The organism is Hymenobacter sp. BT559 (genome assembly GCF_017571525.1).
Classification (GTDB): Bacteria; Bacteroidota; Bacteroidia; order Cytophagales; family Hymenobacteraceae; genus Hymenobacter; species Hymenobacter ginsengisoli.
On record NZ_JAGETY010000005.1, the window covers coordinates 1 to 24,072 of the forward strand.

The window sequence follows — 24,072 nt, forward strand, 5'->3', positions numbered from 1 at the left end:
AGCCTGCCCATAAGCACTAAGCCCCGCTAGACTACACGTGTAGTCTAGCGGGGCTTAGTGCTTATGGGCAGGCTAGCTATATACCTTAGTGAGATTACGTATCTGATAAATAGTTATATAAGACTTTAATAAAGAAAATTAGTAAAATTAATATATATTAAAATTTAATATTCTTAAAATTTTTATTCTTATTTGTGCTGTCGACCTGCAGCAGCCGAAAAGGAGTGATATAGTAGGCAATATTTCAATCTTCTTCCTCATAATGAAAAAGAAATTTATTTTTATTGGCGGGCTATGCCTGTCCCTCACTATTGCCTCAATTCAATCAGCTTCCGCACTGCTTTTGGGTTGTGGTACCGTAGGGTACTAGGGTACGATACACCTTGCGTGGAGGGATTTACTACTCATTTTGAGCAGCTTTATATCTTCGGGTTTGAGATAGGCGAGCCTCAAATGGGTGATACTACCGGTTGCTAAACCACCCTAAGCAAAGCTTTGACGGCTTTGCTGCTTACTAGGCAGGAAGACGGGTAATGAACGCCCATCTTCCTGCTTTTAGGACGTTTATGATATATATTATTAAGATAATGAAAATAAGTACTTGTTGCTTTTTACTTCTTTGCGTATGTAGCATAGCATATGGGCTGAATAGAAAGGGAGCAACTAAAAAGCGTAATGCTATTGTCCATAAAAGGGAGGCAAACTGGGCAGAAGTGTTGGCTATTCTTACGAGTAAGGCAACAGACCAAGACACTGCTCGAAGGAAGAATATTCCGCTGCCCGAGGTAGCCGTGCTAGGCGTGAAAGGAGTACAGGAAATAGGCCTGACCAATTTGCCGCAGCAAGCAGGGTACCGGGGTAATACATTAGATAAAATGGCGGTGTATATCCCACATCCGGCGACGACGGCAGTCTATACTGTTGAGGCTGTCACGCTACAACTGCACCGGTTGCGCTCATTTGAAGAAAAGTTTGAGCAAGGTGAGCTACGGATTCGCCTTTGTGAGGCGAAAGATGTAGACCACCCGCCAGGGGCTAGCTTGTTACCACAAGACCTTATTATTAGCCCTAAGCAGAGCCATAAGTTTCGAGAGGGGAAGCAGGAAGTAAAGTTGGCTAGCCCTTTGACATTGCCAATGAGCGGGCTCTACGTAGTAGCCGAGTGGCAATATGTGCGTGCTACTGAAGACGTAGCAGAAAGGAAAACCCGTAGTGCGCCATTGGCAGCTAATCTCTCAATGGCCGAGTCTTATACTTGGACAAGCATTGGTGACAATAAACAAACCTGGCAGAAAGAAGGTGAAGCTCACTCATTGTCTAGACTATCGCCTTACTACCGAGGGAAAATATACAATGCCCTGATGGGTGTAAAAGTAAAGGAGCAGGAGTAGGGTAATGCATACCTCATACCTTAGCAGCCCAACCTTATAGGTTGGGCTTTTTTAGCGTCTGTATGGAAGAGTTTTTAGATTTTCTGCGCTACGAAAAGCGCTTTAGCCCACACACTGTTATTTCGTACCAGACTGACCTGGCCCAATATTCAGCGTATCTGCTGGCCGAATACGAGCTGGCTGACCCCATTCAGGCTACGCACCCGCTCATTCGGGGCTGGGTGGTGAACCTGATGGGCCAGGACCTCGACCCGCGCACTGTGAACCGCAAGGTGGCCTGCCTGCGCTCGTTTTATAAGTTCTTGCTACGCGTTCACCGCATCGAGGCTAACCCGATGCTGCGCATTAAGGCACCGAAAATGGCCAAAAAGCTGCCCGAATTTGTGCCTGAAGAATCGCTCAATCGGCTGCTCAACTCGTTTGAGTTTGAAGCCAGCTTTGCCGGCGCGCGCGACCAACTGGTGCTGGAGATGCTGTATGGCACGGGTATTCGCCTGTCTGAGTTGCTGGGGATTGCGGAAGACGATATCGACAGCGGCGCGCGCACCGTGCGCGTTACGGGCAAAGGCAATAAACAGCGCTTGGTACCTCTGAACCCCTCACTGCTGCTGGTGCTGGAAAAATACCGGGCTAGCCGGCTGGCCGAGTTCGGGCCAGCTACCTCGGCTAGCCCCCTGCTGCGCACCGACAAAGGCGAGCCGCTTTATGAGAAGCTGGTGTACCGCACAGTTAAAAAGTATTTGAGCCAGGTATCAACTTCGGCGGCGCATCAGCACCCGCACGCGCTACGCCATGCCTTTGCCACGCACCTACTAGGCAAAGGGGCCGACCTGAACGCCATTAAGGAGCTTCTCGGCCACGCCAGCCTGGCAGCTACTCAAGTGTACACGCACTTGTCCGTGGACCGCCTAAAATCCGTATTTGAACAAGCCCATCCGCGGGCTTAACTGAGTAAGAAAGCAAAACTGGTAGTTAGCAATTGGCCGCTAGCCCGTTAGGGTAGCCAGCCGGTTTTTGGCTGCTAAGTTTTGCTTCCTGATTCGTTCGATTAATTTCCCACCTAACTCCTCTTTCGCCCATGAAAGTGCAAATGCAGTCGGTTCATTTCGATGCCGACAAATCTCTGCTCGACTTCATTCAGCAACGCCTCAATAAGCTCGAGCATTTCTACGACCGTGTAACGGACGGTGAAGTGATTCTGCGCCTCAACAACAAAGATGGCGCTGCTAATAAAACGGTTGAAATTAAGTTGATGGTGCCCGGCAGCACGCTCTTCAGCCAGGAAGATGCTACTTCGTTCGAAGCTGCCACCGATGCTGCCGTGGAGGCGCTAAAGCGCCAGATTACCAAGTATAAAGAAAAAAACCTGAGCCACTAGGCCTGATTTGCTACCAGCAAAAAGCCTCGGCTGCCATGCGGCAGCCGGGGCTTTTTACATCATAAGTGAAGGTAAGCTAGAGCTTAAAAGCCGCCTTAATGCGGTCTACATAGTCAAGCTTTTCCCAGGTAAAGGTCTCAAAAGTCTTTTCCTCGCCGTCCTTCATCTTTACCGTAACGGTGCCGGGCTGGCGGCCCATGTGGCCATAGGCGGCCGTAGCGCTGAAAATCGGATTGCGCAGGCCTAGCCGCTCCACGATGGCATAAGGACGCAGGTCGAACAGCTCGTTTACTTTATCGGCAATCTCACCGTCGGTAAGGGGCTGGCCATTGGGGCCTAGCGCCTTGGTGGTACCATAGGTGGTGACGTAGAGGCCTACTGGCTTAGCCACGCCAATAGCATAGGCTACCTGCACCAGTGCCTGCTCGGCCACGCCGGCCGCCACCAGGTTTTTGGCAATGTGGCGGGTAGCATAAGCCGCCGAGCGGTCTACTTTGCTTGAGTCTTTGCCCGAAAAGGCGCCTCCCCCGTGCGCACCCTTGCCACCGTAGGTGTCCACAATGATTTTGCGGCCCGTGAGGCCCGAGTCACCATGTGGGCCGCCGATAACAAACTTGCCCGTGGGGTTGATATGGTGCTGAATGTCATTGGTAAAGAGGGCCTGTACCTCGACGCTCAGCTTGGCTTTTACCCGCGGGATAAGGATGGTGAGAATGTCCTGCTTGATGCGGGTCAACATTACCTCTTCCGACGCGTCAAAGTCATCGTGCTGGGTGCTGATGACGATGGTTTCGATGGCCTCGGGGCGATGGTCGTCAGAGTAGCGAATGGTTACCTGGCTCTTGGCATCGGGGCGCAGGTAAGTCATTTCCTGCCCTCCCCGGCGAATGATAGCCAGCTCTTCGAGCAATCGGTGCGACAAATCGAGGGCTAGCGGCATGTAGCTAGCGCTTTCATTGGTGGCGTAGCCGAACATCATACCCTGGTCGCCGGCCCCTTGCTCCTCTGGGGCTTTGCGCACTACGCCTTGGTTGATATCCGGCGACTGCTCGTGCAGCCGGTTCATCACCTCGCAGGTATCGGCGTTGAACAGGTACTCAGACTTATTGTAGCCAATGTGCCGGATGGTGTTGCGTACAATGGGTTCGGCATCGACGTGAGCCGTTGACTTAATCTCGCCGGCTACGAGCGCGAAGTCCGTTGTTACGAGGGTTTCGCAGGCTACTTTGGCCGTGGGGTCCTGGCGCAAATATTCGTCTAGGATAGCGTCGGAAATCTGGTCGGCAACTTTATCGGGGTGGCCTTCCGAAACCGATTCGGAAGTGAACAGATAGGGCATGGCAGGGAATTAACAAACAAAAATCCGCCCGCCGGGCCAGTCGGAGGCGCGGGCGGGCGGGGGGCAAAACTACTCATTAAATGCTGACCGGCCACGTGTTGGCCGGGCAAAGGCTAGGCGGGTATAGGCGCAGCTACCTTTTCACACACCAGTACGACAAGCCGGCCCCGCAGGTCGGTAGTGGCAAACAAATAAATGTCGCCGCCCTCCCGAATACCCGTGCGCCGCCGAAAATCGGCCACCGACTCCGGAAAGTTGCGGGTCGTAACGTGCGCCCGGCCTTCGGGCCCAAGGTGGGCTTTCAGGCTGGGCCCATCGGCCTTCTCTGTGGCTAGGATGCGGAAAATGCGCCCCGGAAAATCGGCTCGCAGCTCTTGGCTGGTATACAAGTGGCTGTGTTGGTGCAGCTTGAGCAGCTCAAAAGCGGTACCAATGCTTTTAAAGGCCCCAGCCTTCAGAATGGCGGCATTCGGCTCATAGAGGTACTGCTGCGCCTCGGCGTAGCGAGCCACAGCCCGGGCTTCGCGGGCCCGGTTGAGGCGAAAATCCTGCTGGCTGCCATCACGGCGCAGATTGACGGCCAGGCGCTCGGGGTCAATCGCCGGCTCTTCGCCTAGCTCATACAGCACCTCTTTTACCTCATTATCAACAGCAATAACCCATAGCCGCCGCACGTGCTTTAGCTCTTGAATAGCTAGCTCAATATCAAGCATAGGCGAGGTCTTGAGCAGAATGCGCGGGGCGTGGCGCAACAATAGCGGCAGCAGGCGCGGCACATCGGGCTCACAGTCGGCCAGCCGGAAAGTCTTGCCGCCGCGCTGGTCGCGCCGGGCCGGGTCCAGAAAGAGCCAGTCGTAGTGCTGGCCGCTAGCCTTTAAAAAAGCCGCCGCATCAGTGGCATGGGTCGTCACGTTCGCAATGCCGAGCTGCTGCAGGTTATAGGCTACTACCGCTGCCAGCTTGGCGTCGCGCTCCACATAATCTACCTGGCTCACCACGGCCGCAAAATGCGCCGCGTCGGCCCCAAAGCCCCCCGTGAGGTCGGCTAGCTGGCTAGCCCCCGCTACCAGGCCAGCCTTGTAGGTAGCCGTGCGCTCGGAAGAAGCCTGCTCTACGGAGAGTGCAGGCGGAAAAATCAACTCCTGGTTGTCGGCCCAGGTGGGTAGCTTAATGCGGGCTTTCTGGCGGGCCTGAATCTGGCGCACCAGTTCGGGCACGGGTAGGTGCGGGTGGCGGCGAGCCTGCAAGGCCAAGTGGGCCGGGTCGTCGTGCAGGTGGGCAGCCACGTAGCGCCGGGCCGCCTCGGGTAAGGGAAACTCCATTATGTAGCTACTAACGAAAAAACTGGCCGACTGGTGCGTTGCCAGTCATGCCAGTTTATACTCTGTGCTTATAATTAACGTGTTGAGAAGGCTACAGCTGCCAGCGGAGCGCCAGCACCGGCCGCCCAGCCGTGGTAGCTACCCCCAGGCCTGCTGGCCGCAGCCGCGGCCACAGCGTGCCATGAACACCGGGCGTACCAGTGTTGTAGTTGTCTACGGCCTGCTTTAAATACTCGTTGGTATGGCGATTAATGAAGATGGTAGCGAGCAAACTTGCGACGGCCACCCCGGCCGCTACCTGCTGCGTACTGTTGAAATACTGCGCATCGCCGCTGTGCCCAAACACCTGCGAGCCATAGAGCCCTAGCGAGCCTACGAGCACTATTTTATCTATCAGATAGGCAGTTTTATTGGCCTTATAATGGTCGAGCTCAGTCAGGGCCGAGGCATTATTTTTAATATAGGGCCGCAGCTTGCCTCCAAAAAAACCGGCGTTCTGATAGTCCTCGCCAGTTTTGCCGGGAGGCAAAAAGTAAAAATTGTGCTGATGACCATACTGGCCTCGCTCCGCATCTTCGGGCAGTAGGCGAATGGTAGTGGGGGTGCTTTGGGCGGCGGCGGGCTGCGCAGCTAGGCCCAGCCCGGCTACTAGGGCAGCAGTAACCAACCGTACTACCTGGCCAGAAGAAATGAAGGGACAAGTCATAGCTGGCAAAGGTAGTGCGGCTTAAGATGCTTCCAACCTTTAACAAAGGAGTATCTTTGCGGTTCAAGTATCCGACCTCTCAACTGCTGACTATCATGGTAGAAACTAAGCCCACGACCTACGTTCCGTATAAAGTAAAAGACTTGAGCCTGGCCGAGTGGGGCCGCAAGGAGATTCGCCTGGCCGAAGCCGAAATGCCGGGCCTGATGAGCCTGCGCGCCGAATTTGGCCCTAGCAAGCCGCTAAAAGGAGCCCGCATTGCTGGCTGCCTGCACATGACCATCCAAACGGCTGTGCTCATCGAAACGCTCATCGAGCTAGGTGCCGATGTAACCTGGTCGTCGTGCAATATCTTCTCGACCCAGGACCACGCGGCTGCGGCCATCGCCGCCGCGGGCATTCCGGTGTATGCCTGGAAGGGTATGAACGAGGAGGAGTTTAACTGGTGCATCGAGCAGACGCTGTGGTTTGGCGAGGAGCGCCAGCCGCTCAACATGATTCTTGACGACGGCGGTGACCTCACCAACATGGTCCTCGACCAGTTTCCCGAACTGGCCGCTGGCATTAAAGGCTGCTCGGAAGAAACCACGACCGGCGTGCTGCGCCTCATCGAGCGTGTGAAACAAGGCACCTTGCCTTTCCCCGCTATCAACGTAAACGACTCGGTGACCAAGTCGAAATTCGATAACAAATACGGTTGCAAAGAGTCGGCTGTGGACGCTATTCGCCGCGCTACTGATATCATGATGGCAGGCAAAGTGGCCGTAGTAGCTGGCTACGGCGACGTAGGAAAAGGTACCGCCGCGAGCCTGCGCGGCGCCGGCGCCCGTGTTATTGTCACCGAAATCGACCCCATCTGCGCGCTGCAAGCGGCTATGGATAGCTACGAGGTGAAGAAGATGGAGAACGCCATCCCGCGCGCCGACATCGTCATTACCACCACTGGCAACTGCGACATTATCCGGGAGGAGCACTTCCGCGCCCTCAAGGACAAGGCTATTGTGTGCAACATCGGCCACTTCGATGATGAAATCGACATGGCGTGGCTGAACAATAACTACGGCCACACTAAAGACACCGTAAAGCCGCAGGTCGATATCTATAACATCGACGGCAAAGAGGTTATCATTCTGGCCGAAGGCCGCTTGGTAAACCTGGGCTGCGCTACCGGCCACCCGTCGTTCGTGATGTCGAACTCGTTCACCAACCAGACCCTAGCCCAGCTAGAGCTGTGGCAGCACACCAATCAGTACGAAAACCAGGTATATACCCTGCCCAAGCACCTCGATGAAAAGGTAGCCCGCCTGCACCTCGCCAAAATTGGCGTAGAGCTGGATGAGCTGACGCCCAAGCAGGCCGATTATATCAAGGTGCCAGTAGAAGGCCCGTTCAAGTCAGACCTGTACCGCTACTAAGAGTTTTCTGAACCACGGATTCGGACGGATTTGTCGGATTACGCGGATGTTGTGTACGCTAAAAAGGCCGCCTATCAGGCGGCCTTTTTAATTACTTTACACAGGCTAGCGGAAGAGAATCGGCTACAAAATCCGCGTAATCCAACAAATCCGTCCGAATCCGTGGTTCAGACAAGTTGTAGCTCCTTCTTCACGGCTGGCGACACCTGCTGCCCAAACAACTCGGTCGAGCGCAGCACGGCCTCGTGCGGCATGCCTTCCAGCATCAGTTGGCCAAGGAAGCGGGTGTTACCGAATATGTTGCTGAGGTAAACCAGCTTGTCGGTAATCTGCTGCGGCGTGCCTACAAACAGGGGGCCCTCCGGCCCACAGAGATAGTCAAACTGCTGGCGCGTAAACGGCCGCCAGCCGCGCTCGCGGCCGATGCGGTTCATGGTCAGCGAGTAGGCGGGGAAAAACTCATCGGCGGCCTGCTTGGCAGTTTCGGCCAGGTGAAAATGGCAGTTGATGCACAGTGGCAGTGCGGCAGCATCGTGGCCAGCCTGCTGAGCCGCCCGACGGAAAATATCAGCAAACGTCACGTACTGCGCTGGGGCACCGCCCAGAATAGCAATAGTGAGCCCTAGCCCCAGCGAACCAGCCCGCGCTGCCGAAGCGGGCGTACCACCCACGCCAATCCAGATGGGCAGCTTGGGCTGTACCGGGCGCGGGTACACGCCCCGGCCCGCAATAGCCGGCCGGTGCTTGCCCTGCCAGGTCACTACTTCGTTGTCGTTGAGCGTCAGTAATAGCCCTAGCTTTTCGGCGTACAACTCGTCGTAGTCATTCAGGCTTTGCCCAAATAGCGGGAACGACTCCGTGAACGACCCGCGCCCGGCAATAATCTCGGCCCGGCCATTAGAGAGCAAGTCGAGGGTGGCGAAGTTCTGGAAGGTGCGCACCGGGTCGGTCGAGCTGAGCACCGTGACGGCACTGGTGAGGCGCACTCGTTTGGTGACCGATGCTACAGCGGCCAATACCATTTCGGGCGACGACACCACGTAGTCGGCCCGGTGGTGCTCGCCAATAGCCAGCACATCGAGGCCGGCCTCGTCGGCGCAGCGGCCTAGCGCTACAAGTTCCTGCATACGTTGGGCCGCCGCCCGGTCGCCGCCTGGCTGGTGCGCGGGGGCTAACTCACCGAAAGAACTGATTCCTAATTCCATAAAATTCAGGTTGGGACAAATGCTACTTAAGACTGCAAAGAAAGCACTTTGCAGCTCAATTAATGTACCAACATTAATTTAATCAAGGAAGTTTGTTTTGGTTAATGCTTCGCTCAGCTCCCACAGTTTTTGGTTGTTGGCGGGCGTATTGAAGCTGCTTTTTACCGGCTCGGGCTTTTTCTTGCTGAAAAAACCGCCGCTGGTAGCAGCCACACTAGGGTCGGTAGCTAGGAAAAGGCTGGTTTCGGCGCCCTTCTCGGGCGAAAGCATAAAGGGCCGGCCTAGCGCCAGCACCGCCGAAATGATGCCGCCCGTCTGCTGGCCGTAGCCGGTAGCCACTGCGCCGGGGTGCAGGGCATTGGTTGTCACGTTTGAGATACCGTGCTCGCGCAGGCGCTTGGCGAGCTCCTGCGTAAACATAATGTTCCAAAGCTTGGTGTTGCCGTACTCCCACACGGGGCTGTACGACTGCTCCGACTGCAAATCATCCAGTGTGGGCTTAGAAAAGCGGTAGGCCATTGAGGCCACGTTGACGATGCGCGCGGCAGGGCTCTTCTGCAGCAAATCGAGTAGCAGGCTGGTAAGCAGAAAGGGCCCGAGGTGGTTAGTGGCTAGGGTCATCTCATAGCCATCGGCCGAAAGCTCGCGCTTGGCTCCAAACATGAGGCCGGCGTTGTTCACCAGCACGTCGAGGCGCGGGTACTTATCATGAAGTTGAGCGGCCGCGTCGCGCACCTGCTGCTGCACCGAAAGGTCGGCTAGCACGATGTCTACTTGCTGATTGCCGGTAGCAGCGATGATTTCCTGCCGGGTGCGCTCGGCCTTTTGCCGGTTGCGGGCCAATATGATGACGTGGGCGCCCTGCCGCGCCAGCTCGCGGGCCGTGACTTCGCCAATGCCCGACGTGGCGCCGGTGACGAGGATAATTTTAGCTTGAAGGTCAGCCATGAGGAAAAGGAATGAAAAGGTAGCCCTAGCATACGCAGCCAGACGGCTAGGGTAGGAGCCCCTACTCGGGGGCTGCGCCGCTAGCTTTGTACTAGCTATGCCCACCATTCCGCTCTCCGTTGTTATCATCACCCTCAATGAGGAGGCCAACATTGCGCGCTGCCTGCAAGCGCTAGGCACCGTGGCCGACGAGGTGCTGGTGGTCGATTCTTTCTCTACCGACCGCACCGTCGAAATCTGCCGCGTGCACGGCGCGCGCCTCGTTCAGAATGCCTTTGCTGGCTATGTCGAGCAGAAAAATTTTGCCACCGACCAGGCCCGCTATAATTATGTCTTGCAGCTCGACGCCGACGAGGTGCTCACCGAAGAGCTGCGCCAAAGCATCATGGCGGTGAAAAAAAACTGGCAGCACGCGGCTTACGGGCTAGCCCGCCTCACCAACTATTGCGGCACCTGGGTGCGCCACGGCGGCTGGTATCCCGACCGCAAGCTGCGCCTTTACGACCGCCGCCTGGGCCGCTGGCAGGGCTTGCTGCTGCATGAGCACTATGTAGTGCAGCCGGGCCAAACCACCGGCCAGCTTGCCGGCGATGCGCTGCACTACTCCTATCATTCCATTGCCCAGCACGTTAATCAGCTCAATAAATTCACCAGCATCACGGCTCGTGAGCGGGCGCTGAGGGGCCAAACCAACGTCACGTTGTTTCACCTGCTGCTCAAGCCACTCTGGAAATTTATGTACGGCTATGTGTTTAGGCTAGGGTTCCTCGATGGCTTTGCCGGCCTGAGCATTGCCAGCATCTCGGCCTGGGGCGTGTTTTTGAAATTCGCCAAGCTCAAAACCGGCACCCAGAACGCGCCTACTCCATGAGTAAGCCTACCTTCCTCATATCGCGCACCGATGCCATCGGCGACGTAGTGCTCACCCTGCCGGTAGCGGGCTGGCTAAAGCAGCACTATCCCGATTGCCGGGTAGTGCTCATCGGGCGGGCCTACACGGCTGCCGTGGCCGCCGCGTGCCCCTGGGTCGATGACTTTTTGAACGCAGACGAGCTGTGGCAACTGCCTGAAAGTGAACAGGTAGCTCAGCTGCAAAGCCAGACTGCTACGGCCATCATCCACGTTTTCCCGAATAAGCGGCTGGCCCGGCTAGCTAAGCTGGCGCGCATTCCCATGCGTATCGGCACGCGCAACCGGGTGTTTCACTGGCTTACGTGCAACCAACTAGTAGCGCTGAGCCGCCGCCATTCGCCTCTGCACGAGACCCAGCTCAATCTGCAGCTGCTGGCCCTGCTAGGCTACCGCGAGCCGCTAGCGCTAAAGAAAGTGGCGCAGCTGGTACGCCTCGCGCCTGCTGCGCCGCTCCGCTCCGAGTATCAGCAACTGTTAGCTGCCCGGCAGCCCGGCCAGCTCAATGTCATCCTGCACCCGCGTAGCCGGGGCAGCGCCCGCGAGTGGGGGCTAGCGCATTTTAGCCAGCTAGCCCGGCTGCTGTACGCCGCAGGTCACCGGGTTTTTATTAGTGGCACGGCGGCCGAAGGAGAAGAGCTGGCCGAGTGGCTGCGCGAAAATGCTGCCTTCTTCACGGCTGACCTCACCGGCCAGTTAGCGCTACCCGAGTTTATCGCATTCATTGCTGCTGCCGATGGGCTGGTGGCTGGCAGCACCGGCCCGCTGCACCTGGCAGCCGCGCTGGGTCGCCATGCGCTAGGGCTGTATCCGCCTATCAAGCCCATGCACCCCGGGCGTTGGGGACCACTAGGGCCGCACGCCGAGTACCTGGTTTTTGACCGGCCCAACTGCCAGGACTGCCGTGCCCGGCCAACTGCCTGCACCTGTATTAAGGCCATAGAAGCTGCTACTGTAGCGGGCCAAATTGCGCATTGGCAACCATTGCCGACAACCTAACGAGTAGTAGCTACCGTAGGTACGTGCTGTGGTGCGTATACCACGGTCCGCAACCAGCCTGACAGGGGGCTATTTCATGTGCTTTTAATGCATCTGGCCAACTAAATCGCTGGCTTCCGGTCTTACTTTTGCTCGCTACTGCCTTTATTACCTGCCCTATCTACCTATTATGAGTGACTCTCCCGAACGGGTGAAGCTGAGCAAAGAGGAAAAAGACCGGCGTTTTCAAGCCGAGCTGATGCCTGTGCTCGACCCGCTCTACAACTTCGCCTATCGCCTCACGCTCGACGAAGACGACGCCAACGACCTGGTGCAGGAAACCTATCTCAAGGCGTACCGTTTTTTCGAGTACTTCGAGCCTGGCACCAACGCCAAGGCCTGGCTTTTCCGCATCCTGAAAAACTCGTTTATCAACGATTTTCGGAAGAAAAGCAAGCAGCCTGCTAAGGTTGACTACAGCGAAGTTGAAGGATATTATAATCCGGATGAGGTAGAGGGCGACGCCGACACCGGCGCCTCGTCGTCCGACCTGCGGCAACAGTCCTCGCGCGACCTTATCGGGGATGAGGTGGCAAGTGCCTTAAATTCGCTACCTGTTGATTTTCGGACAGTTATCATTCTGTGCGACCTAGAGGGCTTCACCTATGAAGAGATGGCCAAAGTGCTCGATATCCCTATCGGTACCGTGCGCTCGCGCTTGCACAGAGCTCGCAATTTCCTCAAGGACAAGCTCGAAAAATACGCTTCCTCGATGGGCTACGGGAACGATGAGGCGAATGACGCCGTTAATGCCGCCGAACCCGAAGACGAATAAGTTAATTTTTCTTTCACTATTTAACCCAGGCTAAGAACCTGTTCCCGTTTCGCTCATGGAAGCTACCGCTACTACAACCAATACGTCGGCCCCCCTTGCCTCGGCTTCGCCGCTGGCTAGTGCCCCCGACTGCGACCGCGTGAACATTGTACTTGACCAGCTTCTCGAAGGACGGGTCCTGACGGAAGAAGATGAGGATTACCTCATCCATCATGGCGATGACTGCTCGCCTTGCTTTGATGATATCAACAAGCAACGGTTCTTCATTGGCTTTTTGAATCAGAAAGTAGGCCGCCGCCCGGCCCCTTCGGCCCTGCCAAACGCTATCATGGCGCGCTTACACGCCGAAATAGCCTAGCTTTGCAGCCCTATGCAGGGCAAAATCATTGTATTCTCAGCTCCTTCGGGCGCGGGTAAGACGACTATCGTGCACCGGCTCATGGACTTAATCCCTGAGTTGAGCTTTTCCATCTCCGCCTGTACCCGCGACCGCCGGGGCCGCGCCGAGGTCAATGGCAAGGACTACCACTTCATCTCGGTGGCCGATTTTCAAGATAAAATCCGCCACGACGAGTTTGTAGAGTGGGAAGAGGTGTATGAAGGTGCCTTCTACGGCACTCTCAAATCCGAAATCGAGCGTATCTGGGCCAATGGCCAGCACGCCATTCTTGATGTCGACGTGAAGGGTGGCCTCAGCATCAAGGAATTTTACAAGGACCGGGCGCTGGCCATTTTCGTGCGTCCGCCGTCTATCGAGGCCCTAGCGCAGCGCCTCACCGCCCGCGCTACCGACTCTACCTCCAGCATTTCATCGCGAGTGTACAAAGCCACGTTCGAGCTGGCTTTCGAGGATAAGTTCGACGTAACCGTCGTCAACGATAAACTCGACGAAGCCGTGGCTCATGCCGAGAAGCTGGTGCGTGATTTCATCAAGGCCGCGCCTGAGCCCGAGCAGGATGATGCTGGCTAGTCCCGCACCCGCCTCTAGGCGGGTAGGCTTGCTCTTTGGCTCGTTCAATCCCGTGCACGTTGGCCATCTTATTCTAGCCGAGCATTTTGCCACTCGCTCCGACCTAGCCGAAGTATGGCTGGTCGTGTCGCCGCAAAACCCGTTCAAAGCAGCAGCCGACCTACTACCCGAGGCGCAACGCCTGCACTGGGTAGAGTTGGCCGTAGCTGAAAACCCGCGCCTGCGCGCCGAGCCGATAGAGCTCAGCTTGCCACGGCCCAGCTACACCATTGCCACGCTTGACGCACTCCGCGAGCGCCACCCGGCGGTCGAGTTTGTGCTCTTGATAGGCGGCGATAACCTGCCTGGTCTGCCGCGCTGGCAGCACGCCGACCGCCTGCTAGCCGAGTTCGACATCTACGTGTATCCTCGTCCTGGCACGCCGCTGCCCGACTTGGCGCCTTTTCCGCGCGTGCAGGTAGTTCAAGCGCCGCTACTCGATATCTCGGCCACCTACATCCGCGAAAGCCTTCGGCGCGGGTTGTCAGTCCGGTACTTGGTACCGCCCGCGGTCGAACGGGAATTACTAACTGTGTCGCTCAGTGCTAGCGACTCGGCAAGAAAATAAAAAGGCCCGGCGAGTTATCGCTGGGCCTTTTTGGTGTCTAAAATATTGACCTCAGATGGTCATAATCTCCGACTCTTTCTTGGTGAAGAGCTTGTCTACTTCGATGATGTGGGCGTCGGTGTATTTCTGCACCTTGGCTTCCGCATCCTTAATGGCATCTTCGGCAGCGCCGTCTTTTTGCAGCTTGCGCAACGCCTCGTTGGTGTCTTTGCGAATAGCGCGTACACGCACTTTGCCGCTTTCTACCTCATTCTTGGCCTGCTTCACGAGGTCGCGGCGGCGCTCCTCCGTCATAGCCGGAATATTGAGGCGCACACCATCGGCATCCGATACCGGGTTGAGGCCCAGGTCACTATTCTTAATAGCTTTCACTATTTCGCTCACCATATTTTTCTCCCAGGGCTTGATGTGCAGCGAGCGGGGGTCGGGCGCCGAGATATTGGCAATCTGCGATACTGGGGTGGGCGTGCCGTAGTAGTCTACACGCAGGCCATCGAGCATGGCCGGCGAAGCTTTGCCTGCCCGAATACGGCTCATCTCTACGCCAACGTGGGCAACGGCTTTGCCCATCGATTCCTCAGCATCGCTGAGGTAAAATTGAATTTCCTCGTCCACTTTCTGAAAGGTTGAGTTTTAAATATTGAATGTCGGAGTAGTACTGAATGCACGCTGATGCGCAGCCGTATGCCGCAACATTCAGCACCGATAGTACGCTTAAGCTTGCTCGGACTGGGTGCCTAGCTGGGGCTGCAGGCTGCTGTGCTGCGAGGCAGGTAGGGTAGGGCTAGCGGCCGATTGGGCCTTAGCCCCGGGCTCCATCGTCACGAGCGTGCCCAGGTTTTCGCCGGCTATGAGGCGCTCTAGGTTGCCCTCGGTATTCATGTCGAATACAATGATGGGCAGGTTATTTTCCTTGCATAGCGTAAAAGCTGTCATATCCATCACATTTAGGCCCTTGCTGATAACCTCGTCGAAAGTGATTTCGGTGTAGCGGGTGGCGCTAGGGTCCTTCTCGGGGTCGGCAGTGTAAATGCCGTTGACGCGGGTGCCTTTCAGCACTACGTCGGCCTCAATCTCAATGGCGCGCAGCGAAGCAGCCGAGTCGGTAGTAAAATACGGCGAGCCGATACCAGCCCCGAAAATTACCACCCGGCCTTTTTCCAAGTGCCGTACCGCGCGGCGGCGGATGTAAGGCTCGCACACCCGCTGAATGGTAAGCCCCGAAAGCAGACGCGTGCTCACGTCAAGCTTTTCGAGGGCGCTTTGCAAAGCCATTGAGTTGATAACGGTGGCTAGCATACCCATGTAGTCGCCCTGCACGCGGTCTAAGCCAAAATGCTCGGCCTGCACACCCCGGAAGATATTGCCGCCGCCAATCACCACCGCTACTTGCACCCCTGTGGCAGCAACCGCCTTGATTTCGGTGGCATACTGCATTAGGCGGTCGGCATCAATGCCATACTGCTGCTGGCCCATCAGCGCCTCGCCGCTGAGCTTTAGAAGAATTCGTTTGTAAGTCACAAGCAGAAAAAATAGTAAATCGGGTGGGAGGGAAGCGAGCTAGGCGAATTGCACCAGCACTTGCCCCTTGGTTACGTTGGCGCGTAGCTCGACTTTGATGCTAGCCACGGTGCCGTCGGCAGGTGCCTTCAAAATATTTTCCATCTTCATGGCCTCCAGCACCAGCAGTGGGTCACCCTTTTGCACTGCCTGGCCGGGCTGCACCCGCACGTCGATAATCAGGCCCGGCATGGGCGCTTTGAGCTCGTTCACTTTTTGAGCGGTGGCATCGCTCAGCCCTAGCCGGTCGAGCAGCTGGTCGAAGCGGTCTTTAGCCTGCAACTCGATGCGCTGGCCGTTGATTTTTAAAACGAAAACCTTGGTTGCATAGTCGGCGCTCACGAGCTCGGCGTTGTACGACTTGTCTTGGTACAACACGTGATAGCGGCCGCCGCCGAGCGGCGCAATATCCCACAAAAAGGGCTGGCCATTGACCGTAACAGAATCGGCAGTGCGAAAGTCTACCTCCCAGCTATGCGCCGGGCCAGTGCTAATGTGGAGCATAGGAAAGCGAGCCCTACTGGGCGAAATGGGGTTAAAGGTAAGCCAAATCTTAATTTCATGCGGAACTTGCTGGCCTTATCCCGGGTCTGCCTCTCGCAATGAACTATTCGCTTTCTGTTACTTCTATTTTGGTTTTTCTGGCTGGCTTTTCAGCTTTTGGGCAGTCAAACGGCATCCACAATAAGGACACGCGCAAAAAAGCGCCTGAGGCGACGGCTTCCGCGCCAGTTGTTTCAAGCGGTATCACGGTGCCCTCCTGGCTGCCGGCGGCAGCTCCTTACCAGCCTAGCGCCACGCAGCTCACCGACGTTACCGACACCAAGCTCGATGTGCGATTCGACTATGCGCACCAATACGTACTTGGCACGGCAGTGCTCACGCTGCATTCGCACTTCTACCCGCAGTCGGTGGCCGTGCTTGACGCCAAGGGATTCACTATTAAGTCGGTGCAGCTGCTAGGGGGCAAGACGCTTACCTACAAGTATGATGGCCGCCAGCTTGCCGTTAATCTCGACCATGCCTATGCCCGCGAGCAGCCCTACCAGCTGCGCATCAGCTACGTAGCCAAGCCCAACGAACTGCCTGCTGGTGGCAGCGAAGCCATTACCTCGGCTAAGGGGCTTTATTTTATCAACCCCCTTGGCAAGGAGCCTAACAAGCCCCGCCAAATCTGGACCCAGGGCGAGACGCAAAGCAGCTCGTGTTGGTTTCCGACTATCGACCATCCCAATCAGCGCATGACGCAGGAAATCACGCTGACGGTAGAAGACCAGTTCAAAACGCTTTCTAATGGCTTGCTTGTAAACTCAAAGAAGAATGCTGACGGCAGCCGCACCGATACGTGGCGGCAGAGCCTAGCTGCCGCGCCTTACCTCACCATGCTCGCTGTAGGCGACTTTGCAGTTGTACCAGATACTTGGCACGGCAAAGCCGTCGATTATTACGTCGAGCCTAAGTATAAAGGCACTGCTAAAGCTGTATTTGGCCGCACGCCCGAGATGATGGAGTTTTTCTCCAAGAAGCTCGGGATTGAGTTTCCCTGGGAGAAGTACGCCCAGATAGCGGTGCGCGACTACGTAAGCGGCGCGATGGAAAACACTACCGCTACGGTGCATGGCGCTGCCATTCAGGTCACTAGCCGCGAACTGCTCGATAACACGTACGAAACTTCGGAGTCAGTTATTGCCCACGAGCTGTTTCACCACTGGTTTGGCGACTATGTAACCTGCGAAAGCTGGAGCAACCTGCCGCTCAATGAAAGCTTCGCCAACTACTCGCAGTACCTCTGGGCCGAGCACAAGTACGGCGCCGATGCAGCTGCCCTAGTGCAGCAGCAAGACCTGGCGCACTATATAGAAGAGGCAGAATCAAAGCGCGAGCCGCTTATTCGCTACCATTATGTCAATCGCGAGGACATGTTCGACCGGCACTCCTATGAGAAAGGTGGGCGGGTGCTTCATATGCTGCGCAAATACATCGGCGACGATGCATTCTTCACCGCCCTGAATCGCTACCTCGCCCGCAATAAGTTCAGTTCGGTTGAAATCAGTAAGCTGCGCACGGCCTTCGAGGAAACAACCGGAGAGGATTTGCAGTGGTTCTTCGACCAATGGTTTATGCAGCGGGGCCATCCAGAGCTGAAGATATCCCATGCGTATGCCAACGGTCAAGTGCGGCTACACGTGCAGCAAACCCAGGATACGGTGTTTCAGCCAGTGTTCCGCTTGCCCGTCACGGTTACTGTTTGGCAAAAGGAAAAGCCTACCGAGCACCGCATTACCATTACGAAAGCCGACCAGACCTTTTCGTTCTCTGCCAACGACAAACCAACGATGGTGAAGTTCGATAGCGAAAGCCAGCTGCTAGCCCAACTCGACGAAGAGCGCAGTATGGAAGAGCTAGTTTTCCAATTCTATCACGCCCAGAACTACCTGCAGAAGTACGAGGCAATGGAGTTGCTGCAAAATAAAACCTCCGACTTCGCCGTGAGTGGCTTGATGCGTAATGCCCTGTCGGATAATTTCTTCGCTGTGCGCCGTGCCGCGCTCGACCATCTGCGTGGCTACCGGGGGCCTAGCGCCAACGCCGTGCGCAATGAAATCCAGCGTTTAGCTACTACCGACCCTAGCAGTGCCGTGCGGGCTCAGGCCCTGATAACGCTAGCTTCATTCCCCAACGAAAACTACGCGGCTACCTATCAGGCTGCATTGCGCGACAGCTCGTATCTGGTAGAAAGTGCAGCCATTGATGCCTTGGCCAAAATACCTACCGTCAACGCCCGCACCCAGCTGGCCGCGCTGGAAAACACCCCTAACTCGGGGTTGCTTGTAGCCATCGCTAACTACTATGCCCAGCGTGGCGGCATGGAGCAATATGGCTGGTTCCTGCGGCGCCTACCCGACCTCACCGACGTTGACCTCTATACCTACCTCCAGGCACTTGGCACGTTCATGGTACAAATGCCCGTCATCGAGCGCGAAAAAGGCGTGCATACGCTTGAAGTCTTGGCGCGCACTCACCCGCAGTACGTCGTGCGGCTAGGGGCCTATCGGGGCCTAATGGCTCTGGTACCTAGCCAGCCCGACCTAAAAAGTGTACTGATGGATATAAAAACCAAAGAAACGGATGAGCGCCTCAAAGCCTATTATAACCTTATGTAAATCAATTAAAAGGCTTTTTATAGAAGCAGGCGTACGTGGCGTAATGCTCTAGGTCAACAAAAAAGAAGAGCTGACGGCACCACTTTTTTCTTTGCTACCTCTTGCATCTTCCCAAAAAACCTGTACTTTTGCGTCTCAATTCCAGCAAACGGCCGGAAGTGACCATAAATGGGGGTATCGCATAGCGGCAATTGCGGGTGACTGTAACTCACCTCCTTCGGGTTCATAGGTTCGAGTCCTGTTACCCCCACATTTATTTTTGAGGCCATCTGCGGGAGTAGCTCAGTTGGTAGAGCGGCAGCCTTCCAAGCTGCAGGTCGCGGGTTCGAACCTCGTCTCCCGCTCAGAGATTTTAGAATAAGCCGTTTTAGCTCAGTGGTAGAGCACTTCCTTGGTAAGGAAGAGGTCATGGGTTCAAATCCCATAAATGGCTCAGCAAATACGGAACTACCTATCTTTGCGATGGGTTAGAGCCGGGTCAGCAAAGCAAAAGCGATACGCAGCACTCAAGCCTGAATTGGCCCAAGCTGGGTTTCGCTTTTCTTGTAATAGGCCTATTCTAGTTGCTTTCAAGTTTTTAATTCCCTCTTTTTTCTCAACTCTTTACAATGGCTAAAGAAAATTTCGACCGGTCGAAGCCGCACGTAAACATCGGCACCATCGGTCACGTTGACCACGGCAAGACGACCCTGACCGCAGCTATCACCACGGTGCTGGCTAACCAGGGTCTGGCTGAAAAGCGCGACTTCTCCTCGATTGACAATGCGCCCGAGGAAAAAGAGCGTGGTATCACCATCAACACCGCCCACGTAGAATACGCTACCGCCAACCGTCACTATGCTCACGTTGACTGCCCCGGTCACGCTGACTATGTGAAGAACATGGTAACGGGTGCTGCTCAGATGGACGGCGCTATCCTCGTAGTAGCTGCTACCGACGGCCCGATGCCCCAGACCCGTGAGCACATCCTGCTCGCTCGTCAGGTAGGTGTTCCCCAGCTGGTTGTGTTCATGAACAAAGTGGACATGGTGGATGACCCCGAGCTGCTCGAGCTCGTGGAAATGGAAATCCGCGAACTCCTCTCGTTCTACAACTTCGATGGCGACAACATTCCGGTTATCCAGGGCTCGGCTCTGGGCGGCCTGAACGGCGATGCCAACTGGGTTCCCAAAATCAACGAGCTGATGGACGCGGTTGACTCGTTCATTCCGATTCCCGCTCGTCTGACCGACCTGCCCTTCCTGATGCCGGTAGAAGACGTGTTCTCGATTACTGGCCGTGGCACTGTTGCTACCGGTCGTATCGAGCGCGGTATCATCAACTCGGGTGAGCAAGTTGACATCCTCGGCATGGGTGCCGAAGGCCTGAAGTCGACGGTAACGGGTGTGGAAATGTTCCGCAAAATCTTGGACCGTGGCGAGGCTGGTGACAACGTAGGTCTGCTGCTCCGTGGTATTGAAAAAGAAGCCATCCGTCGTGGCATGGTTATCTGCAAGCCCGGTTCGGTTAAGCCCCACCAGAAGTTCAAAGCTGAGGTGTACGTGCTCTCGAAAGAGGAAGGCGGCCGCCACACTCCGTTCTTCAACAACTACCGTCCGCAGTTCTACCTGCGTACCACCGACGTTACTGGCATCATCACCCTCCCCGAGGGCGTTGAAATGGTAATGCCCGGCGACAACATCACCATCACGGTTGAGCTCATCAACAAGGTGGCAATGGAGAAAGGCCTCCGTTTCGCTATCCGTGAGGGTGGCCGTACGGTAGGTGCCGGTCAGGTAACCGAAATCCTCGACTAATTTTAGCCTACGGGCTAAAAATTAAGACAATCCGCCTCCGATTTTTCGGGGGCGGATTTGTTTTGTTTAAAATGTTTTGTACCTTTGCACTCCCATTGGCAAATAGTGCTAGCGGGTTTGTTATCTACGAGTGTAGTTCAAGGGTAGAATAGAGGTCTCCAAAACCTTTGATGGGAGTTCGAATCTCTCCACTCGTGCCACCCGGGGCCGCCACTGGCGGCTCTTTTTACGCCCTCACCGGCTTGATTGCGACATGGCTAAGCTGAACAACTATTTCCGCGATACCATCGAGGAAATGCGTTACAACGTAACGTGGCCCTCGACCACCGAGCTGCAAAAAAGCGCTGGGCTGGTGCTACTCGGTTCTCTTATATTCGCCGCCGTAGTAGGCCTGATGGATGTGAGCTTCAACTCCGTCCTTAATGCTTTCTACCAATCTTTCGCCCGCTAGGTCTTATACACAATGGGTGAATTGAAATGGTACGTGGTACGCTCCGTAAGCGGCCAGGAGAAGAAAGCCAAGACGTATATGGAAACCGAGATTGGTCGGCACAATCTGCAGGAGCTTCTTCCGCAGGTGTTGATTCCGATTGAGAAGGTTTTCGAGATGCGCAACGGCAAGAAGCGCGTTCGTGAGCGTAACCTATATCCGGGCTACATCATCATCCACTCGGATTTGACTCACGGCGAGGTGCAGAATATCATCACTTCGACGCCAGGTGTCATTGGTTTCTTGGGCGATAAAGAAACCAAAACTGCTAATGCCAAGCCAGTACCCCTTTCACTAAATGAGGTGAATCGCTTGCTAGGGGTAGTTGATGAGGCTGAAGAGAAATCGGCCGAAATTGAAACTCCTTTCACAGTGGGCGAATTGGTAAAGGTTATCGATGGGCCATTCAATGGCTTTAGCGGCAATGTCAACGAAGTATTCGAAGAGCGCAAGAAGCTTAACGTTATCGTAAAGATTTTCGGCCGTGCTCAACCAGTAGAGTTGAGTTACACGCAGGTAGAAAAAGAATAGGTACTTACTATACGTCGCCTGATATCCACTCCGGTCAGGCGGGGCTTCCACCAGGAGTTTACTTTAAACTGAGGCTAGCGCGAGTTACGTCACGACAGCCACAGCTTTACAAACCAAATGGCCAAAGAAATTAGAGGTTACCTGAAACTTCAGGTAAAGGGAGGTGCCGCAAACCCCGCGCCGCCGATTGGACCTGCGCTTGGTAGTAAAGGCTTGAATATCATGGAGTTTTGCAAGCAGTTCAATGCTCGCACCCAGGATAAAGCCGGCCAAATCTGCCCCGTCCTAATTACGATGTACACCGATAAGTCTTTTGACTTTGTCATTAAGACTCCTCCGGTACCGGTTCTCCTTATGGATGCCGCCAAGTTGCAGAACGGTTCGAAAGAGCCTAACCGTAACAAAGTTGGCTCGGTAACTTGGGACCAGGTTCGTACTATCGCCGAAACCAAAATGCCCGACCTGAACGCTTTCAAAGTGGAGTCGGCCATGAAGCAAGTAGCCGGTACGGCTCGCAGCATGGGTATCACCGTGAAGGGCGACTCGCCTTTTGCTGAATAACTAACCGGAGGACATACACAATGGCAGCAATCAGCAAAAAGCGCAAGGAAGCCCTTGCCAAGCATGACCTGACGCAGGTACGCAGCCTGCTCGAAGCCGCGCAAGTGGTGAAGGACATCACGTTTACCAAGTTCGACGCCTCGGTTGATATCGACGTTCGCTTAGGCGTGGACCCCCGCAAAGCCGACCAGATGGTACGCGGCGTAGCCACCCTGCCCCACGGCACTGGCAAAACCGTTCGCGTGCTAGCCCTCGTGCCCGCCGACAAAGAAGCCGAAGCTACCGCAGCTGGTGCTGACTTCGTTGGTTTGGACGACTATATCGCCAAAATCGAGAAAGGCTGGACCGATATCGACGTGATTATCACCATGCCTTCGGTAATGGCGAAAGTTGGTCGCCTCGGTCGCGTACTTGGTCCCCGTGGCCTGATGCCGAACCCGAAGTCGGGCACAGTAACGACCGATGTAGCTAAGGCAGTACAGGAAGTGAAAGCTGGTAAAATCGACTTCAAAGTTGACAAAACCGGCATCATTCACTGTTCGGTAGGTAAAGTTTCTTTTGACCCGACCAAGCTGGCTGAGAACGCGCTGGAAGTAATCCAGACGCTCGGTCGCCTGAAGCCGTCTTCGTCGAAAGGGACATACATCCGCAGCATCACGCTCAGCAGCACCATGTCGCCCGGCGTTCCGGTTGACAGCACGGTTTCTTCCGCACAATAATTAAACCAACCAGCCATGAATCGGGAAGAAAAACAAGCCCTCGTGGATGAGTTGAGCGAGAAGTTTCAGTCGCACAACGCATTCTATATCGCCGATGCCTCAGGCATGTCGGTAGCGAAAATCAATGACTTCCGTCGCCTCTGCTTCAACCGCGGGATGGAATTCAAGGTGTATAAAAACTCGTTCATCCGCAAAGCCCTCGATACCCTCGGCGGCGACACCAGCGAGATGGACGCGGCGCTGAAAGGCCAGTCGGGTGTACTGTTCTCGAAAGAGAGTGGCAACGCGCCGGCCAAGCTGCTGAAGGACTTCTATAAGGCCCAGGCTTACCCCCGCGGCGTAGAGCCTAAGCCCGCGCTGAAGGGTGCCTTCATCGACGCTAGCATCTTCATCGGTGCTAACCAGCTCGAAGGCCTCACCACCATCAAAGGCAAGCAGGAACTGCTCGGTGAACTCATCGGCCTGCTGCAATCGCCCGCCAAAAACGTTATCTCTGCTCTGTCGAGCGGCGGCAACAAGCTGGCTGGTATCCTCAAAACGCTTTCCGAAAAAGAAGAAGCTGCTGGCTAACCGCTGCTCACCTTTTTCAACTTTCAACTTTCAATTTACAACCCCCTAATACCTACCGAAATGGCCGATTTGAAAGCCTTCGCTGAGCAGCTTGTTAGCCTCACCGTTAAAGAAGTAAACGAACTCGCAGGCATCCTGAAGGATGAGTATGGCATTGAGCCGGCTGCTGCTGCTCCCGTAATGGTAGCTGGTGGCGGTGGCGCTGCTGCTGCTGAGGCTCCTGAAGAGAAGACCTCGTTCGACGTAATCCTGAAAGCTGCTGGTGGCCAGAAGCTGGCAGTAGTTAAGCTGGTGAAAGACCTGACTGGCCTGGGCCTGAAAGAGGCTAAGGAACTGGTTGACGGTGCTCCCAAGCCCCTGAAAGAAGGCGTAACCAAAGATGAGGCCGAAGGCCTGAAGAAGCAGCTCGAAGAAGCTGGCGCCGAAGTAGAAGTTAAGTAGGTTCGCCTACGGGCTTGCTCCCGCAACGGATTAGGCCTGGCACTTAGCCAGGTCTTTTCCTGTTTCTAGGAGAATAAGTTACCTTTTGCAACTCAAAGCTTTTGCTTTCGGTTGTCTTACGCTAGCAGTTTTCTTCTTCTATCATTCCGCATGGAGTGAAGCAAAATACGAGGACCTTATCACGTTAACAGTCGCAAGAGTTTCGGACTCATTTGACAATCAACGTGGTAAGGTCCT

General features: G+C 55.4%; 26 protein-coding genes and 4 tRNA genes. 22 read left to right on the forward strand and 8 right to left on the reverse strand.

Translation table 11 applies throughout. The annotated features are described in order from the left end of the window. Positions 1-566 precede the first annotated feature (566 nt). From J4D99_RS08130 to hpf, 3 genes are all read left to right on the forward strand, one after another. Positions 567-1,391 (forward strand): hypothetical protein, encoded by an 825-nt coding sequence (locus J4D99_RS08130; protein ID WP_208131222.1) that lies wholly within the window; start codon positions 567-569, stop codon positions 1,389-1,391. Between the two features lie 62 nt (positions 1,392-1,453). Next, complete coding sequence (locus J4D99_RS08135; RefSeq protein ID WP_208131223.1) at positions 1,454-2,338, forward strand: tyrosine-type recombinase/integrase; 885 nt, start codon at positions 1,454-1,456, stop codon at positions 2,336-2,338. Positions 2,339-2,469: 131 nt separating this feature from the next. Further along, on the forward strand, positions 2,470-2,769 hold the full coding sequence (gene hpf / locus J4D99_RS08140) for a ribosome hibernation-promoting factor, HPF/YfiA family (protein ID WP_208131224.1): 300 nt from the start codon (positions 2,470-2,472) through the stop codon (positions 2,767-2,769). A gap of 76 nt (positions 2,770-2,845) precedes the next feature. Here hpf and metK read toward each other — a convergent pair whose 3' ends face one another. The 3 genes from metK to J4D99_RS08155 form a co-directional block, all read right to left on the reverse strand. Continuing rightward, positions 2,846-4,108, reverse strand: coding sequence for a methionine adenosyltransferase (metK, locus tag J4D99_RS08145; RefSeq protein ID WP_208131225.1), 1,263 nt, complete (start codon positions 4,106-4,108; stop codon positions 2,846-2,848). Positions 4,109-4,221: 113 nt separating this feature from the next. Next, positions 4,222-5,430 carry a class I SAM-dependent methyltransferase gene (locus tag J4D99_RS08150; RefSeq protein ID WP_208131226.1) on the reverse strand — a complete coding sequence of 403 codons (1,209 nt, stop codon included), beginning with the start codon at positions 5,428-5,430 and terminating at the stop codon, positions 4,222-4,224. A gap of 91 nt (positions 5,431-5,521) precedes the next feature. Further along, entirely contained in the window at positions 5,522-6,136 is a 615-nt protein-coding gene (locus J4D99_RS08155) for a hypothetical protein (RefSeq protein ID WP_208131227.1), read from the reverse strand. A gap of 95 nt (positions 6,137-6,231) precedes the next feature. Here J4D99_RS08155 and ahcY point away from each other — a divergent pair, with 95 nt between their 5' ends. Then, positions 6,232-7,551: an adenosylhomocysteinase gene (gene ahcY / locus J4D99_RS08160; RefSeq protein WP_208131228.1), complete on the forward strand. Its 1,320-nt coding sequence runs from the start codon at positions 6,232-6,234 to the stop codon at positions 7,549-7,551. Between the two features lie 167 nt (positions 7,552-7,718). Here ahcY and J4D99_RS08165 read toward each other — a convergent pair whose 3' ends face one another. Both J4D99_RS08165 and J4D99_RS08170 read right to left on the reverse strand, forming a co-directional pair. After that, the gene (locus tag J4D99_RS08165) at positions 7,719-8,756 is read right to left on the reverse strand and encodes an LLM class flavin-dependent oxidoreductase (RefSeq protein ID WP_208131229.1); all 1,038 of its coding nucleotides are present in this window, start codon (positions 8,754-8,756) and stop codon (positions 7,719-7,721) included. A gap of 78 nt (positions 8,757-8,834) precedes the next feature. After that, a complete protein-coding gene (locus tag J4D99_RS08170; RefSeq protein WP_208131230.1) occupies positions 8,835-9,704 on the reverse strand; it encodes an SDR family oxidoreductase in 870 nt (289 codons plus the stop codon). A 97-nt stretch (positions 9,705-9,801) separates the two neighbouring features. On the opposite strand from J4D99_RS08170, the gene J4D99_RS08175 reads away from it, so the two are divergent. The 6 genes from J4D99_RS08175 (at position 9,802) to nadD (ending at position 14,003) form a co-directional block, all read left to right on the forward strand. Further along, positions 9,802-10,575 carry a glycosyltransferase family 2 protein gene (locus J4D99_RS08175; RefSeq protein ID WP_208131231.1) on the forward strand — a complete coding sequence of 258 codons (774 nt, stop codon included), beginning with the start codon at positions 9,802-9,804 and terminating at the stop codon, positions 10,573-10,575. Beyond that, entirely contained in the window at positions 10,572-11,612 is a 1,041-nt protein-coding gene (locus J4D99_RS08180) for a glycosyltransferase family 9 protein (protein WP_208131232.1), read from the forward strand. Before J4D99_RS08175 ends, J4D99_RS08180 begins: the two co-directional genes overlap by 4 nt. A 169-nt stretch (positions 11,613-11,781) precedes the next feature. Continuing rightward, positions 11,782-12,426 carry a sigma-70 family RNA polymerase sigma factor gene (locus J4D99_RS08185; protein ID WP_208131233.1) on the forward strand — a complete coding sequence of 215 codons (645 nt, stop codon included), beginning with the start codon at positions 11,782-11,784 and terminating at the stop codon, positions 12,424-12,426. A 55-nt stretch (positions 12,427-12,481) separates the two neighbouring features. Further along, a complete protein-coding gene (locus J4D99_RS08190; RefSeq protein ID WP_208131234.1) occupies positions 12,482-12,784 on the forward strand; it encodes a hypothetical protein in 303 nt (100 codons plus the stop codon). A gap of 12 nt (positions 12,785-12,796) precedes the next feature. Beyond that, entirely contained in the window at positions 12,797-13,396 is a 600-nt protein-coding gene (gene gmk / locus J4D99_RS08195; RefSeq protein ID WP_208131235.1) for a guanylate kinase, read from the forward strand. Then, entirely contained in the window at positions 13,386-14,003 is a 618-nt protein-coding gene (gene nadD / locus J4D99_RS08200) for a nicotinate (nicotinamide) nucleotide adenylyltransferase (protein WP_208131478.1), read from the forward strand. Before gmk ends, nadD begins: the two co-directional genes overlap by 11 nt. A 51-nt stretch (positions 14,004-14,054) precedes the next feature. On the opposite strand, the gene frr is transcribed toward nadD, so the two are convergent. The 3 genes from frr to J4D99_RS08215 all read right to left on the reverse strand — a co-directional run bounded on the left by frr (position 14,055) and on the right by J4D99_RS08215 (position 16,067). Then, positions 14,055-14,618: a ribosome recycling factor gene (frr, locus tag J4D99_RS08205; RefSeq protein WP_208131236.1), complete on the reverse strand. Its 564-nt coding sequence runs from the start codon at positions 14,616-14,618 to the stop codon at positions 14,055-14,057. A gap of 99 nt (positions 14,619-14,717) precedes the next feature. Next, complete coding sequence (pyrH, locus tag J4D99_RS08210; protein WP_208131237.1) at positions 14,718-15,524, reverse strand: UMP kinase; 807 nt, start codon at positions 15,522-15,524, stop codon at positions 14,718-14,720. A 39-nt stretch (positions 15,525-15,563) separates the two neighbouring features. Continuing rightward, complete coding sequence (locus J4D99_RS08215) at positions 15,564-16,067, reverse strand: acyl-CoA carboxylase biotin carboxyl carrier protein subunit (RefSeq protein ID WP_208131238.1); 504 nt, start codon at positions 16,065-16,067, stop codon at positions 15,564-15,566. A gap of 248 nt (positions 16,068-16,315) precedes the next feature. On the opposite strand from J4D99_RS08215, the gene J4D99_RS08220 reads away from it, so the two are divergent. The 12 genes from J4D99_RS08220 to rplL all read left to right on the forward strand — a co-directional run bounded on the left by J4D99_RS08220 (position 16,316) and on the right by rplL (position 23,835). Next, complete coding sequence (locus J4D99_RS08220; RefSeq protein WP_309509619.1) at positions 16,316-18,727, forward strand: M1 family aminopeptidase; 2,412 nt, start codon at positions 16,316-16,318, stop codon at positions 18,725-18,727. Between the two features lie 170 nt (positions 18,728-18,897). Then, positions 18,898-18,977: transfer RNA gene (locus tag J4D99_RS08225), tRNA-Tyr, on the forward strand. A 21-nt stretch (positions 18,978-18,998) separates the two neighbouring features. Further along, positions 18,999-19,071 (forward strand) — tRNA-Gly (locus J4D99_RS08230). A 17-nt stretch (positions 19,072-19,088) separates the two neighbouring features. Next, a tRNA-Thr gene (locus J4D99_RS08235) sits at positions 19,089-19,160 on the forward strand. Between the two features lie 175 nt (positions 19,161-19,335). Beyond that, the gene (gene tuf / locus J4D99_RS08240) at positions 19,336-20,523 is read left to right on the forward strand and encodes an elongation factor Tu (protein ID WP_144846808.1); all 1,188 of its coding nucleotides are present in this window, start codon (positions 19,336-19,338) and stop codon (positions 20,521-20,523) included. Between the two features lie 126 nt (positions 20,524-20,649). Beyond that, positions 20,650-20,723, forward strand: a tRNA-Trp gene (locus tag J4D99_RS08245). 53 nt (positions 20,724-20,776) lie between these two features. Then, positions 20,777-20,974 carry a preprotein translocase subunit SecE gene (gene secE / locus J4D99_RS08250; RefSeq protein WP_208131240.1) on the forward strand — a complete coding sequence of 66 codons (198 nt, stop codon included), beginning with the start codon at positions 20,777-20,779 and terminating at the stop codon, positions 20,972-20,974. 12 nt (positions 20,975-20,986) lie between these two features. Then, complete coding sequence (gene nusG, locus J4D99_RS08255; RefSeq protein WP_208131241.1) at positions 20,987-21,544, forward strand: transcription termination/antitermination protein NusG; 558 nt, start codon at positions 20,987-20,989, stop codon at positions 21,542-21,544. Between the two features lie 117 nt (positions 21,545-21,661). After that, positions 21,662-22,105, forward strand: a complete 444-nt coding sequence (gene rplK, locus J4D99_RS08260; protein ID WP_208131242.1) for a 50S ribosomal protein L11 — start codon at positions 21,662-21,664, stop codon at positions 22,103-22,105. Positions 22,106-22,125: 20 nt separating this feature from the next. Further along, positions 22,126-22,824 carry a 50S ribosomal protein L1 gene (rplA, locus tag J4D99_RS08265; RefSeq protein ID WP_208131243.1) on the forward strand — a complete coding sequence of 233 codons (699 nt, stop codon included), beginning with the start codon at positions 22,126-22,128 and terminating at the stop codon, positions 22,822-22,824. 15 nt (positions 22,825-22,839) lie between these two features. After that, on the forward strand, positions 22,840-23,394 hold the full coding sequence (gene rplJ, locus J4D99_RS08270) for a 50S ribosomal protein L10 (protein ID WP_208131244.1): 555 nt from the start codon (positions 22,840-22,842) through the stop codon (positions 23,392-23,394). Positions 23,395-23,454: 60 nt separating this feature from the next. Then, the gene (gene rplL / locus J4D99_RS08275) at positions 23,455-23,835 is read left to right on the forward strand and encodes a 50S ribosomal protein L7/L12 (protein WP_208131245.1); all 381 of its coding nucleotides are present in this window, start codon (positions 23,455-23,457) and stop codon (positions 23,833-23,835) included. Positions 23,836-24,072 lie beyond the last annotated feature (237 nt).